This window comes from Anoxybacteroides voinovskiense (assembly GCF_014196205.1).
Lineage (GTDB): Bacteria > Bacillota > Bacilli > Bacillales > Anoxybacillaceae > Anoxybacteroides > Anoxybacteroides voinovskiense.
The window spans coordinates 25,642-40,276 of record NZ_JACIDE010000019.1 but is presented as its reverse complement, the minus strand read 5'-3'; the positions used below and the strand labels follow the sequence as shown (position 1 = coordinate 40,276).

General features: G+C 44.8%; 14 protein-coding genes. 13 read left to right on the top strand and 1 reads right to left on the bottom strand.

What is annotated here, in order from left to right; translation table 11 throughout:
- The first annotated feature begins 64 nt into the window (after positions 1-64).
- The 6 genes from GGR02_RS12325 (at position 65) to GGR02_RS12300 (ending at position 5,985) form a co-directional block, all read left to right on the top strand.
- The gene (locus GGR02_RS12325; protein WP_183185296.1) at positions 65-661 is read left to right on the top strand and encodes a FadR/GntR family transcriptional regulator; all 597 of its coding nucleotides are present in this window, start codon (positions 65-67) and stop codon (positions 659-661) included.
- A 99-nt stretch (positions 662-760) separates the two neighbouring features.
- Positions 761-1,633 (top strand): acetyl-CoA carboxylase, carboxyltransferase subunit beta, encoded by an 873-nt coding sequence (gene accD, locus GGR02_RS12320; RefSeq protein WP_183185294.1) that lies wholly within the window; start codon positions 761-763, stop codon positions 1,631-1,633.
- Positions 1,618-2,595: an acetyl-CoA carboxylase carboxyl transferase subunit alpha gene (gene accA / locus GGR02_RS12315; RefSeq protein ID WP_183185292.1), complete on the top strand. Its 978-nt coding sequence runs from the start codon at positions 1,618-1,620 to the stop codon at positions 2,593-2,595. The genes accD and accA overlap by 16 nt, the downstream gene beginning before the upstream one ends.
- A gap of 171 nt (positions 2,596-2,766) precedes the next feature.
- On the top strand, positions 2,767-3,726 hold the full coding sequence (pfkA, locus tag GGR02_RS12310; protein WP_183185290.1) for a 6-phosphofructokinase: 960 nt from the start codon (positions 2,767-2,769) through the stop codon (positions 3,724-3,726).
- Between the two features lie 50 nt (positions 3,727-3,776).
- Positions 3,777-5,537 (top strand): pyruvate kinase, encoded by a 1,761-nt coding sequence (gene pyk, locus GGR02_RS12305; protein ID WP_183185288.1) that lies wholly within the window; start codon positions 3,777-3,779, stop codon positions 5,535-5,537.
- A 58-nt stretch (positions 5,538-5,595) separates the two neighbouring features.
- Positions 5,596-5,985: an FxsA family protein gene (locus GGR02_RS12300; RefSeq protein WP_183185286.1), complete on the top strand. Its 390-nt coding sequence runs from the start codon at positions 5,596-5,598 to the stop codon at positions 5,983-5,985.
- Positions 5,986-6,037: 52 nt separating this feature from the next.
- Here the strand turns inward: GGR02_RS12300 and ytvI are convergent, their stop codons facing one another.
- Entirely contained in the window at positions 6,038-7,144 is a 1,107-nt protein-coding gene (gene ytvI / locus GGR02_RS12295) for a sporulation integral membrane protein YtvI (RefSeq protein ID WP_183185285.1), read from the bottom strand.
- A 100-nt stretch (positions 7,145-7,244) separates the two neighbouring features.
- Here ytvI and GGR02_RS12290 point away from each other — a divergent pair, with 100 nt between their 5' ends.
- The 7 genes from GGR02_RS12290 (at position 7,245) to pnpS (ending at position 14,481) form a co-directional block, all read left to right on the top strand.
- Positions 7,245-7,694 (top strand): DUF441 domain-containing protein, encoded by a 450-nt coding sequence (locus tag GGR02_RS12290; protein WP_229706198.1) that lies wholly within the window; start codon positions 7,245-7,247, stop codon positions 7,692-7,694.
- A gap of 286 nt (positions 7,695-7,980) precedes the next feature.
- Positions 7,981-9,099: a citrate synthase gene (citZ, locus tag GGR02_RS12285; protein ID WP_183185283.1), complete on the top strand. Its 1,119-nt coding sequence runs from the start codon at positions 7,981-7,983 to the stop codon at positions 9,097-9,099.
- Positions 9,100-9,175: 76 nt separating this feature from the next.
- Positions 9,176-10,444, top strand: coding sequence for an NADP-dependent isocitrate dehydrogenase (gene icd / locus GGR02_RS12280; RefSeq protein ID WP_183185281.1), 1,269 nt, complete (start codon positions 9,176-9,178; stop codon positions 10,442-10,444).
- 21 nt (positions 10,445-10,465) lie between these two features.
- A complete protein-coding gene (gene mdh, locus GGR02_RS12275; protein ID WP_183185278.1) occupies positions 10,466-11,404 on the top strand; it encodes a malate dehydrogenase in 939 nt (312 codons plus the stop codon).
- Between the two features lie 82 nt (positions 11,405-11,486).
- On the top strand, positions 11,487-11,957 hold the full coding sequence (locus GGR02_RS12270) for a MaoC family dehydratase (protein WP_183185276.1): 471 nt from the start codon (positions 11,487-11,489) through the stop codon (positions 11,955-11,957).
- A gap of 69 nt (positions 11,958-12,026) precedes the next feature.
- Complete coding sequence (locus GGR02_RS12265) at positions 12,027-12,737, top strand: response regulator transcription factor (protein WP_183185274.1); 711 nt, start codon at positions 12,027-12,029, stop codon at positions 12,735-12,737.
- Positions 12,730-14,481: a two-component system histidine kinase PnpS gene (gene pnpS / locus GGR02_RS12260; protein ID WP_183185272.1), complete on the top strand. Its 1,752-nt coding sequence runs from the start codon at positions 12,730-12,732 to the stop codon at positions 14,479-14,481. Before GGR02_RS12265 ends, pnpS begins: the two co-directional genes overlap by 8 nt.
- The last annotated feature ends 154 nt before the right edge of the window (positions 14,482-14,635 follow it).

Here is a 14,635-nt window from a genome sequence, read left to right as displayed (position 1 = left end):
AATGGAAAGGTTATGAAGAAGCCGTTGTGCATATTATGGTACAAAGCAGGTGAAATCGAATACGATGACGTCGAAAGTATACGTAGAAATTTTGCAACAGCTGTATCGTATCATTGAAGAAGATGGATTAAGTGCAGGCGATAAAATTCCTTCTGAACGGGAATTAGCTGAACGGCTGAACGCTGGTCGTTCTTCGGTCCGAGAGGCGCTCCGTTCCCTTGAGTTTCTCGGAATTATTGAAACGAGAAGAGGGGAAGGGACGTATTTAAAAGAGTTCGGTGACCATCAGCTTATCGGGCTGTTAGGAATGTTTATTTTGCAAGAAAAAAGAGCAAAAGAAGATTTAGCTGAAACGAAATGGCTGATTGAGGAAATGTGCTTGTCGTTAGCTTGCAAACGACGGACGGAGGAACACGTTCAAGAACTAGAGCAATTGCTAACCAAACCGCTTGACTACGAAACGTTTTTTCAATGGGTAGTAAAAGCGGGAAATAACTATTTGCTCGAGCGAATTTGGCGCGTATTAAACGACTTTTACCAATCGCAGCATGGAGCGATTTCGCTCCCGCATATGTTTTATGAGCAAATGGCACAATCATTCCAAACGCGCGACTGGACAACCATTCGCAACATATTTTCAGAGTATAGGCGTATTGATTAACCATTAAAAATGACTATTCCTAGCTTTTCTGCTGTAGCCGGCAAACGATTCGTTTGCCGACTAGAATACATTCTACATTGGCAAAGGAGGGGACGCCTCTTGCTTAAAGAGCTGTTTACCAAGAAGAAAAAATATGCTTCGATTCCTTCGGAACAAATGAAACAAGATGTTCCAGAAGGGATTATGACGAAATGCCCGAAATGCAAAAAAATTATGTATACAAAAGAACTCGTGAAAAATTTACGTGTATGCATTAGCTGCCATTACCATCACCCGATGCCGTCGCGCGAACGAATCGCCAGCCTTTTAGATGAAGGAAGCTTCCGCGAGTACGACGCGGAGATGATTTCGGAAAATCCGCTTCAATTTCCAGACTATCTCGAAAAACTTGAGGCGGATCGCCGGAAATCCAATTTAAACGAAGCTGTTGTAACCGGTGAAGGAACGTTAAATGGGTATCCGCTTGTCATTGCAGTGATGGATTCCGCCTTCCGTATGGGAAGTATGGGCTCGGTCGTTGGCGAAAAAATTACGCGAGCGGTAGAAAAAGCGCAGGAACTAGGAGTCCCATTTCTTATTTTTACTGCTTCTGGCGGTGCGCGCATGCAAGAAGGAGTGCTAAGCTTAATGCAAATGGCGAAAACGAGCGCAGCGCTCAAACGGTTCAGTGAAGAGGGGGGCTTAATTATTTCGGTGATGACCCATCCGACGACTGGAGGGGTATCGGCAAGCTTTGCTTCCCTTGGAGACTATAACTTTGCCGAGCCGGGGGCACTCATTGGCTTTGCTGGTCGCCGCGTCATTGAACAAACGGTGCGTGAAGAATTGCCAGAAGATTTTCAAACCGCAGAGTTCTTATTAAAACATGGACAACTCGATGCAGTTATTCATCGGCACGAGCTGAAAGAAACGTTAACGAACGTATTAGATATCCATCAAGCAAGGGGGGATGGCGGATGGTGGGAGAATTAGAATTTGAAAAACCGCTTATCGAACTGCGAAAAAAAATTAGTGAACTAAAAGAATTTACAAAAACGGCGGACGTCGATTTATCTGCGGAAATTGAAAAATTAGAGGCACGATTGGAAAAGCTAGAAAACGAAACGTACGCGAACTTAACGCCGTGGGATCGCGTGCAAATCGCAAGACATCCGAACCGACCGACAACGCTTGATTACATTCAACGCCTATTTACGAACTTTTTGGAATGCCATGGCGACCGCTTATTCGGAGAGGATGAAGCAATTGTCGGCGGCATCGCCAAATACGACGGGCTGCCTGTCACTGTTATCGGGCATCAGCGCGGAAAAGATACGAAAGAAAATATTCGCCGCAACTTCGGGATGCCGCATCCGGAAGGATATCGAAAAGCGTTGCGATTAATGAAACAAGCAGAAAAGTTTGGGCGTCCGATTATTTGCTTTATCGATACGAAAGGGGCATATCCAGGAAAAGCGGCAGAAGAGCGCGGCCAAAGCGAAGCGATTGCCCGCAACTTGTTTGAAATGGCAGGGCTAAAAGTGCCAATTGTTTGCATCGTCATCGGGGAAGGAGGAAGCGGTGGCGCATTGGCACTTGGGGTTGGCAACCATATTCACATGCTTGAAAACTCAACGTATTCCGTCATCTCTCCAGAAGGAGCCGCCGCAATTTTATGGAAAGATGCTTCATTAGCGCGGCGGGCAGCGGAAACGATGAAAATTACGGCACCCGATTTAAAAGCGCTTGGCGTCATTGATGAAATTATTCCAGAAGTGCGCGGCGGGGCGCACCGTGATGTGGACGAACAAGCAAAAGCGATTGACCAGGTGTTGAAACAGTCGCTAAAAGAGCTACTCACATTAGATGGGCATGCGCTAGTCGAACAGCGATACGAAAAATTTAAACAGATTGGAAAATTTACGTTTTCTCGCGATTATCTTGGCGTAAAATAAGCTGTCTCTTTTAATGGGGCAGCTTTTTGCCTACTCGAAAATGGAAAGAAAAATAAACATTTGTGAAAACAGCGGGTTATCTATTGTTTTCGGGTATGCTTCATGGTATTTTATACAATGTATGAGGTCGGACTTCTGAGGGGTATGAAACAAGAATACGAGGTGAGCGAGATGAAGAGAATAGGTGTATTAACAAGTGGTGGCGATTCTCCAGGAATGAACGCGGCGATTCGGGCAGTCGTGCGTAAAGCCATTTATCATGGCGTCGAAGTGTTCGGAATTTACCACGGGTATGCAGGATTGATTGCCGGGCAAATTAAGAAGCTAGAAATCGGTGATGTCGGCGATATTATTCATCGTGGGGGAACGATGTTATATACGGCACGCTGTCCAGAATTTAAAACGCTCGAAGGTCAACTGAAAGGAATCGAACAGTTGAAAAAGCATGGAATTGAAGGGCTAGTCGTTATCGGTGGAGACGGTTCGTATCAAGGAGCGAAAAAATTAACCGAACATGGCTATCCTTGTGTTGGCGTACCTGGAACAATCGACAACGATATCCCGGGAACGGATTTTACGATTGGCTTTGACACAGCATTAAATACCGTCATTGATGCTATCGACAAAATTCGTGATACAGCGACATCTCATGAGCGTACGTACGTCATCGAAGTAATGGGTCGCCATGCCGGCGATATTGCGCTTTGGGCAGGATTAGCAGGTGGAGCGGAGTCGATTTTAATCCCAGAAGCAGACTATGATATGGACGACATTATTGCAAGACTAAAGCGCGGACATGAACGCGGGAAAAAGCATAGTATCATTATTGTAGCCGAAGGCGTTGGAAGCGGCGTTGAATTCGGGAAAAAAATTCAAGAAGCAACAGGTTTTGAAACGCGCGTTACGGTGTTAGGGCACGTGCAGCGCGGCGGTTCTCCAACGGCGTTTGACCGCGTACTTGCAAGCCGGCTTGGGGCGCGTGCGGTCGAATTGCTGCTAGAAGGAAAAGGTGGAAGATGCGTCGGCATTCAAAACAACCAATTAGTCGATCATGACATTATTGAAGCGTTAGCAAAACAGCATACAGTGGACCAAAAAATGTATCAGCTGTCAAAAGAGCTTTCGATCTAAAAAACGTGGTATCGTTACCAGAGGACAAACGGAAAGGAAGAATGGAAAACATGCGGAAAACGAAAATTGTATGTACAATTGGTCCTGCAAGCGAAAGCGTCGAAAAGCTCGTCGAATTAATTGAAGCGGGGATGAACGTAGCGCGCTTAAATTTCTCCCATGGAGATTATGCAGAGCATGGCCAGCGCATTCAAAACATTCGCGAAGCGGCGAAGCGGACAGGAAAAAACGTTGCCATTTTGTTAGATACGAAAGGGCCAGAAATTCGAACACATAACATGGAAAACGGCGCCATCGAGTTAAAAGAAGGGGCGCAAGTCGTCGTGACAGTGAACGAAGTGCTTGGAACACAGGAAAAATTTTCGGTTACGTATGAAGGACTCGTTGACGACGTAAAAGCTGGCGATAAAATTCTTCTCGATGACGGTTTAATTGGCTTAGAAGTGTTATCGGTCGACAAACAAGCACGGGAAATCGTGACGAAAGTATTAAATAGCGGCGTGTTAAAAAATAAAAAAGGTGTTAACGTGCCAGGTGTGCGCGTCAATTTACCTGGCATTACGGAAAAAGACCGCCAAGATATTTTATTCGGTATTCGCCAAGGCGTCGATTTTATCGCTGCGTCGTTTGTTCGCCGTGCAGCCGACGTATTAGAAATTCGCGAGTTGCTAGAGGCAAACGATGCGCTTGATATTAAAATTATTCCGAAAATCGAAAACGAAGAAGGCGTCGACCATATTGACGAAATTTTAGAAGTGGCCGACGGATTGATGGTTGCGCGCGGAGACTTAGGAGTAGAAATTCCAGCCGAGGAAGTTCCGCTCGTGCAAAAAGAGCTGATTAAAAAATGTAACGCGCTCGGCAAACCGGTCATTACCGCGACGCAAATGCTCGATTCGATGCAGCGCAATCCGCGTCCGACGAGAGCGGAAGCAAGCGATGTGGCGAACGCAATTTTCGACGGCACGGATGCGATTATGCTTTCCGGAGAAACAGCAGCGGGGCTTTATCCAGTTGAGGCAGTAAAAACGATGCACCGCATTGCGTTGCGCACAGAGCAAGCGCTTCAGTATCGCGATTTGTTAGCACAGCGTACAAAGCAAAGTGGAACGACCATTACCGATGCGATTGGTCAGTCGGTAGCGCATACGGCGTTAAACCTTGATGTTGCCGCGATTGTGACGCCAACCGTTAGCGGGCAGACGGCGCGTATGATTTCCAAATATCGTCCGAAAGCACCAATTGTCGCGGTTACATCAAGCGATGCGGTATCGCGAAAGTTAGCGCTTGTATGGGGCGTTTATCCGCAAGTTGCTCCACAAGTCAATTCAACGGACGAAATGCTAGATATTGCCGTCGAAGCAGCGGTGAAATCTGGCATTGTGAAACATGGCGATTTAGTAGTTATTACAGCAGGCGTTCCAGTCGGAGAAACAGGCTCCACAAACTTAATGAAAGTCCATGTCATCGGTGATATGATTGCAAAAGGGCAAGGAATTGGCAGAAAATCAGCGTTTGGCAAAGTCGTGATTGCCAAAACAGCGGAAGAAGCGCTTAACAAAATGATGGACGGTGGTATTCTCGTCACGTATAGCACGGATGCTGATATGGTGAAAGCATTAGAAAAAGCAGCGGCAATCATTACAGAAGAAGGCGGACTAACAAGCCATGCGGCCGTTGTCGGCTTAAGCCTTGGTATTCCGGTCGTCGTCGGTGTTCAAAACGCGACATCGATTTTAAAAGATGGACAAGAAATCACGGTCGATGCAGGATTCGGCGCGATTTATCAAGGACATGCGAGCGTATTATAAGCTAAAATAAAACAGAGAAGACCTCTTCTCTGTTTTATTTTTTCGGGAGGGAAACGTGATGAGATGGCTTGTTGTCTTTTTTCTTTTGATTCCTGCAGTGGAAGTGGCTTTATTTGCCCTTTCCGGTCAACTGATCGGTGTGTGGTCGACCGTTGCCCTTATTTTGTTAACAGGGGTGTTAGGGGCAGCGCTTGCGAAACGCCAAGGGATAGCAGTGATTGAAGCGGCAAAGCGGGATATGATGTACGGTCGTTTGCCGAGCGGTGCCGTATTGGATGGCATTTGTGTGCTTGCGGGAGGTCTTTTATTGTTAACGCCAGGTTTTTTTACGGATATGATCGGTCTTTTGTTGCTGCTTCCAGCAACGCGAAGATGGATGAAGCCGTTGCTTGCCCGCTGGCTGAAGTCGCTATTTGAAACAAACTTATTTTTCATCAAACGTCTATGAACGAATGCAACTATGACATGTCATAGCAAAATAGCCCTTCTCGCGCGAAGGGCTATCCTTTAATGAACCGCCATAGGTCATGAAACACATTGGCGCTGTGTAAAGCGCGGATCACAACAAGCAAAACAGGACCAGCGATTAGCCCGAGAAACCCAAGTAGCTTGAAGCCAACAAACAGCGCGATTAACGTGGCTAGTGGATCAAGACCGATAGAGGAAGATAAAATTTTCGGTTCCATAATTTGCCGTTGAACGAGAACGACGACATATAAAACACCTAATCCGATGGCAAACGGTACATCCCCACTCATCGCAGCGTATATAATCCATGGCACAAACACAATGCCTGTTCCTAAGTACGGCAAAACATCGACAATCCCGATAATAAGTGCAATCGTAATGGCATAATCGACGCGTAAAATCAACAATCCGATTAACACAATAACGGTCGTAATCGAAATGAGCGTTGCTTGTGCTTTTACAAACCCAAATAGCGCGCGCTTTAAGTTCAGAAACACCGCTTGCCCGCTTGTCCGCGCTCTTGTTGGCAATAGCCGCTGCACGGCACCGTTTAGACGGTACCAGTCTTTGCTGATGAAAAAGGTAGCGAGTAGCGAAAAAATGATCACTGTTGCGGCGTTCGGTAGCCATCCGAGCAACTTAGGAATATGTTGCAATACGCCTTGAATGAATTGACCGACCGTCGTCGCTATTTTCGTTCCGACCGACTGAATATTGTTCATAATCGTATCTTGCTGGCTAGCATCTAAGTTTTTAAACAATGCAGCCCAATCTTTATAGAGCGGAATGATTTGGCTTGCGACGATGTCTTCGATGTAGACGACAAGCGTCTGAAAATGGCTCGGTACTACTTCCGCTAAATATTGAGTGCCAGAAACGATTTCAACGATTAAAAGCGTAACGAGTCCTGCCAATACGGCAAACAGCGCGATTAAAGACACGATCACCGCAAGCGCTCGCGGCATCTTTGCTTTCTTTTCTAAATAGTTCACGAGCGGATTCATGAAAAAGGCAAGCAAAAATGCAATAATGAACGGGTATGTAACGGTAGCGGTATAGTAAATAGCAATAGAGCCAAATATAACGGCGGCAATGACAAGAAGAAAACGAACTAGCCGTTGAATATATTGCGAAGACAAATTTCCACCTCCTAATTTTTTCCGTATACATCATATTATACTGTATTATACGCCTATGAAAAACAAAAAGTTTCATCATTAGAAGAAAGGACGACGACATGTGCATGCAATAATCTTTCTGCTTCTTTTGTTAGGGATTGGGGTTTTGGCGAAAAACGAATCGCTAATCGTTGCCGTAGCATTTTTATTAGTGCTGAAGCTAATCGGGTTAGAGAAGTGGTTGCCATTGGTTCAAACGAAAGGCATTCAATGGGGAGTTACGATTATTACGATCGCGGTATTAGCACCGATTGCGACGGGAGAAATAGGGTTTAAGCAGCTTATCGCGTCGCTCCAATCCGTTTCGGCATGGGTGGCGCTTTTGTCTGGGATATTTGTTGCCTTAGTTGCACGGGGCGGCATTACGCTACTATCGACCGATCCCCATATTACCGCTGCACTTGTGCTTGGCACAATTATTGCCGTTTCCTTTTTTAACGGAGTAGCCGTCGGACCGTTAATTGGGGCAGGCATTGCGTATATGGTAATCAAGGTGATAGAATATTTATGAAAATCGTTTTTTTATGATAATATTGAACAAGAATAAGCAGTTTTGATTCACAAAAGTCAGATAATTGTTTATAATATAGACAAGCGCCCTTTTCTTTGTCTGCACGATAGTTGTGGATATTCTTATTGTCGCGCATCAATGAATGGGTGACAATATGAATACAATATAAAATGTAAGCATTTTCTTTTTCGTTTTTGTTTCACCATTTCGAGCAAGCGCTCGCTCTCGCACCATGAAGCACATAATGGGAGAAGGGGAATCTTTTTAGAGAAAAGGAGAGGTGTGTATGACAGTAACACGCGGTCTTGAAGGGGTTGTCGCAACGACTTCTAGCATTAGCTCCATCATCGATGACACATTAACGTACGTCGGCTATGATATTGACGATTTGGCCGAAAATGCCACTTTTGAAGAAGTTGTTTATTTGCTTTGGCATCGCGAATTGCCAACGAAAGAACAGTTGGAACAACTAAGAAAACAACTAGCAGAAAACGCAGCAGTTCCAAACGAAATTATCGAGCATTTTAAACTATATCCAATCGATAAAGTGCATCCGATGGCAGCGTTGCGGACGGCGATTTCATTATTAGGGTTGTATGACGAGGAAGCGGATGTGATGACACCGGAAGCAAATTATCGAAAAGCGATTCGCTTGCAAGCGAAAATTCCGACGATTGTGACGGCATTTTCGCGCATTCGCAAAGGACTGGAACCAGTTGCACCACGCCAAGATTTAACATTTGCTGCCAACTTTTTGTATATGTTAACAGGGACAGAACCGAATGAGATTGCCGTAGAAGCATTTGATAAAGCGCTCGTGTTGCACGCAGACCACGAATTGAACGCTTCGACGTTTACCGCGCGCGTCTGTGTTGCGACATTGTCTGACATTTACTCAGGCATTACGGCAGCTATCGGCGCCCTTAAAGGTCCGCTTCATGGTGGGGCAAACGAAGCGGTCATGAAAATGTTGACAGAAATCGGCACGGTGGAAAACGCAGAACCGTACGTTCGTCAAAAGCTTGAAAACAAAGAAAAAATTATGGGCTTTGGCCATCGCGTATACCGAAAAGGTGACCCACGCGCGAAACATTTGAAAAAAATGTCGGAAAAATTAACGAAGCTTGTCGGGGAGCCGCATTGGTATGAAATGTCGGCAAAAATCGAAGAGATTGTTACGTCGACGAAAGCGTTACCACCAAACGTTGATTTTTACTCTGCATCTGTGTACCATTGTTTAAGAATCGACCATGATTTATTTACGCCAATTTTTGCGGTAAGCCGGATGTCTGGATGGCTTGCGCACATTTTAGAACAATATGAAAACAACCGCCTCATCCGCCCGCGTGCCGAATATACAGGACCAGCGAAGCGGTCGTATGTGCCGATCGAGCAAAGAGGCTAAGACAGCAAAGGGGAATAAGGGCGGGGAATTTATATGCCCTCGCCCTTCACATTAAATACATTGGAGGTTGTTACAAGTGCAAGGTGAAAAAATTACGGTTACAAACGGTGTGTTAAACGTACCAAACAATCCGATTATTCCGTTTATTGAGGGAGACGGAACAGGTCCTGACATCTGGGCAGCTGCCTCTCGCGTGCTAGAAGCAGCGGTAGAAAAAGCATACAAAGGCGAAAAGAAAATCGTCTGGAAAGAAGTACTTGCCGGCGAAAAAGCATACAAATTGACAGGCGAATGGTTGCCGCAAGAAACGCTTGACGTCATTCGGGAATACATAATTGCGATTAAAGGACCACTTACGACGCCAGTAGGTGGCGGAATTCGTTCATTAAACGTTGCGCTTCGCCAAGAGTTAGATTTATTCGTCTGCTTGCGTCCAGTTCGTTATTTTAACGGCGTACCTTCTCCTGTTAAGCGTCCAGAAGATACGGACATGGTCATTTTCCGCGAAAACACAGAAGACATTTATGCGGGGATTGAATATGCAAAAGGAACGCCAGAAGTGAAAAAAGTGATTGATTTCTTACAAAACGAAATGGGCGTTCGCAAAATCCGCTTCCCAGAAACGTCTGGTATCGGCATTAAACCGATTTCCGAAGAAGGAACGAAACGCCTTGTCCGCGCAGCGATTAACTATGCAATTGAGCATGGACGCAAATCGGTGACGCTCGTGCATAAAGGAAACATTATGAAATTTACAGAAGGGGCGTTCAAAAACTGGGGCTATGAATTAGCAGAGCAAGAATTTGGTGATAAAGTATTCACTTGGGCAGAATACGACCGCATCGTGGAAACAGAAGGAAAAGATGCAGCAAACAAAGCGCAAGCAGAAGCAGAAGCAGCAGGAAAAATCATTATTAAAGATGCTATTGCGGATATTTTCTTGCAACAAATTTTAACTCGTCCACGCGAGTTTGACGTTGTGGCAACGATGAACTTGAACGGCGACTACATTTCTGACGCGCTCGCTGCACAAGTAGGTGGCATCGGTATTGCCCCTGGGGCAAACATTAACTACGAAACAGGTCACGCGGTGTTTGAAGCGACACACGGTACAGCACCGAAATATGCAGGATTGGATAAAGTGAACCCATCGTCTGTTATTTTGTCAGGCGTGATGATGTTTGAACATCTTGGCTGGAACGAAGCGGCAAAATTGATTATTGATTCGATGGAAAAAACGATTGCATCGAAAGTAGTAACGTACGACTTTGCTCGCCTGATGGAAGGGGCAACAGAGGTGAAATGCTCAGAGTTTGCGGATGCGTTAATTCGTAATATGGAATAAAGCCGAGAGGGGATGGGGAAAATGGCGATGAAACGCAAAAAAATATCGGTCATTGGCGCTGGCTTTACGGGAGCGACGACGGCGTTTATTTTAGCGCAAAAAGAACTTGGGGATGTCGTATTAGTCGATATTCCGCAGCTAGAAAACCCGACGAAAGGAAAAGCGCTTGATATGCTAGAATCAAGCCCGGTATTAGGGTTTGATGCAAACATTATCGGCACATCTGACTACGCGGATACGGCAGATTCGGACATTGTTGTCATTACGGCTGGAATTGCTCGCAAACCAGGCATGAGCCGCGATGACTTAGTGACAACAAACCAAAAAATTATGAAAGCCGTCACGAAAGAAATCGTCAAATATTCGCCAAACTGCTACATTATCGTATTAACCAATCCAGTCGATGCGATGACGTACACGGTGTACAAAGAGTCTGGATTTCCGAAAAACCGCGTCATCGGTCAATCAGGTGTGCTGGATACAGCGCGCTTCCGGACGTTTGTCGCACAAGAACTAAATCTTTCCGTCAAAGACATTACTGGCTTTGTATTAGGCGGGCATGGTGACGACATGGTTCCGCTCGTTCGTTACTCGTATGCAGGCGGCATTCCGCTTGAGACGCTCATCCCGAAAGAACGGCTAGATGCAATTGTCGAACGTACGCGCAAAGGCGGCGGCGAAATCGTAAACTTGCTTGGCAACGGTAGCGCCTACTATGCGCCAGCTGCTTCGCTTGTCGAAATGGTCGAAGCGATCATTAAAGATCAACGCCGTGTTCTTCCAGCGATTGCTTATCTTGAAGGGGAATATGGCTACGAAGGTATTTATTTAGGCGTACCGACGATTTTGGGCGGCAACGGCATTGAAAAAGTAATTGAGCTTGAACTTACTGACGAAGAAAAAGCAGCACTTGCGAAATCGGTTGAATCCGTCAAAAACGTTATGAAAGTACTAGAATAATACGAACGCAAACATTCGGGTCGTTCCCGAATGTTTGTTTCTATATGAATGAAAACGCTTTCTAAACAAAGGGGTGTAAGCAATGCTGAAAAAGCGAAAACTGGGGAGAAACATTTCTGAAATCACGGTCGGAGAAAAATTAGTCATTAACGCGAAAATTGAAGATAAAGATTTATTGTTGTACCTTGGCTTAACCGATGACGCCAACCCGCTATATATCCAGCATGACTACGCGTCGCAAACGCCATGGAAAAAGCCGATTGTTCCGACGATTATGCTGACAGGAATGATTACGTCTGCCGTTTCGAAATATTTGCCGGGACCAGGAAGCCATATCGAACGGCACGATCTCCATTTTTTAAAGCCGGTTTATCATTATGAACAACTGCAATTTTGGTTTGAGGTAAAAGCGGTCGATGTCGACGCCCACTCGATCACCATTGCGGTGGAAGCGTTGCGCGATGAACGAGAAAAAGTGCTCGAAGGGACGCTAGTCGTTTGTCCGCCATATGCTCTATCATGGCTTGATAGCCACGTACTTGAAAACTTTTAGGCTGCCTAAAGAGGCAGTCTTTTTTATGTGGTATAATAAAAAAAACCGTTTGTTTACTAGGAGGAAAAGATGAGTAAAAAGGTGTTAATTGTCGACGATGAACCATCTATTGTCACACTTTTAGAATACAACTTAAAACAAGCTGGGTTTGGAGTGATCACAGCAAGTGACGGAGAAGAAGGCTTACAAAAAGCGATTCTCGAGCAACCAGATTTAATCATTCTTGACTTAATGCTTCCGAAAATGGATGGTATCGAAGTGTGCAAGCAACTGCGTCAACAAAAAATCATGGTTCCGATTTTAATGTTGACAGCAAAAGACGACGAATTTGATAAAGTGCTCGGGCTTGAACTTGGCGCAGACGATTATATGACAAAACCGTTCAGCCCACGCGAAGTCGTGGCGCGCATGAAGGCGATTTTGCGGCGCATTCAGCCGGTGGCAGCGCCAGTAGAGGAAGAAAACAACAAGATCGTCATCGGAGAATTGTCCATTTTCCCAGACCGATATGAAGCATACTTTCGCGATAACTTATTAGAACTAACGCCAAAAGAATTTGAATTGCTTGTCTATTTAGCGAAAAATAAAGGGCGGGTATTAACGCGTGACCAGTTATTGAGCGCGGTATGGAACTATGACTTTGCCGGAGATACGCGCATCGTCGACGTCCATATTAGCCATTTGCGCGAAAAAATTGAACAAAATACGAAAAAGCCGCTCTATATTAAAACAATTCGCGGACTAGGCTATAAGCTTGAGGAGCCAAAGAGCGATGACTGATTTTCGCTTTCGGTTTGTAGTAGCGCTCGTTTCACTTATTGTAACAGTGCTCGTTTGCCTTGGCATGTTGTTAGGGCAGTTGTTTAAAGATTTTTATGTGGAAACGATGAATAAACGAATCGAAAAAGAAACGAAAATGATTGCGCTTTTGCTTGAAAGCGAGCCGCTCGATATAGCTCGTCCGCAAATCGTGCAGATGAGCGATACGTTATCTGCGCGCATTACCGTTCTTGATGAAAACGAGAAAATCGTCATCGATACAGGGCAAATTTCTACTATTAGTGATGGTGCCCATGAACAAATCGTCCGCGATATTTTACATAGCAAAGGAGAAAAAAATACATCGATCACGGCAGAAAAACAAAACATTTATTATTACATCGTGCCGTTTTCACATGCAAAAAAAGCCGCTGGATACGTTATTTTAAGTACGTCTGTCCATTCTTTAAAAAAAGTGACGCAACAAATCTGGGCGGTACTAGTTAGCAGTTTAGGTGCAGCGCTAATTGTCATTGTATTAGTAGGATTGAAAATTACAGCACAGCACATGAAACCAATCGAAGCCGCAACAAAAGTTGCCTTTGAACTAGCCCGCGGAAACTACAAAGCGAGAGTGTATGAAACACACCATGGAGAAGAAACAGGGCTGCTTACGCATTCGCTCAATATTTTAGCGCGCAACTTACAAGAAATGAGCAAAATTCAAGAGATGCAAACCGACCGGTTGCATACACTGATTGAAAACGTTGGCAGCGGTTTAATCTTAATCGATAGTCGCGGATACATTAATTTAGTGAACCGAGCGTATAAGGAAATTTTCCATATTCGTCCTGTCGATTACTTACATCGGCTATATACAGAGGTGTTTCCCTATAAAGAAATCACTCAGCTCGTCGACGAAATTTTTATAAAAGAAACGAGAGTGCGCAAACAGCTCGTCTTAACCGTTGACATTGAGCGAAAATATTTTGAAGTATACGGGGCACCAATTATTGGGACAAACGCCGAATGGAAAGGGATTGTGCTCGTGTTCCATGATATTACGGAATTGAAAAAGCTAGAACAGATGCGCAAAGACTTTGTTGCAAACGTATCGCACGAACTAAAAACACCGATTACGTCCATCAAAGGCTTTGCCGAAACATTATTGGACGGAGCAATGAAAGATGAGAAGGCATTAGAACACTTTTTATCAATTATTTTAAAAGAAAGTGAACGGCTGCAAAGTTTAATTCAAGACTTACTTGATTTATCGAAAATCGAACAGCACGGGTTTCAACTTCGCTTTGAGCAAGTCAACCTCACCAGACTATTGACAGAATTAATGACAATGTTTATCGGAAAAGCGGAAGAAAAAAATATTCATTTGCGTGTAGACGCTGTCGACTCCGTGTATATCGTCGGCGATAGCGACCGTCTCAAACAAATTTTTATTAATTTAATTACGAATGCGCTGACGTATACGCCAGCAGATGGACATGTCATCGTTCGCGTGGAAGAATCGCCAGAGGAAGTGCTCGTTCATGTCGAAGATACGGGCATTGGCATTGCCGAAAAAGAAATTCCTCGCATTTTTGAGCGCTTTTACCGTGTCGACAAAGCAAGAAGCCGCAATTCTGGTGGAACAGGGCTTGGGCTGGCAATCGTCAAACATCTTGTCGAAGCCCATCACGGCTATATTACCGTCAAAAGCCAAATCGGCAAAGGCACGACGTTTACCGTTCATTTTCCGAAAGAAGTATAAATTTACAAAACGTTAACACCCGTTTTACGCTTTATTCACAAACGTTTGGTAAGCTGAAACTGAAAACCCCTTCATCTAGGGAGCCAACCCTTGAAGACGAGAACGAAAAAATGTTCTCGTCTTTTTTTCATTCCCTCGTTAATCGTGATACAAT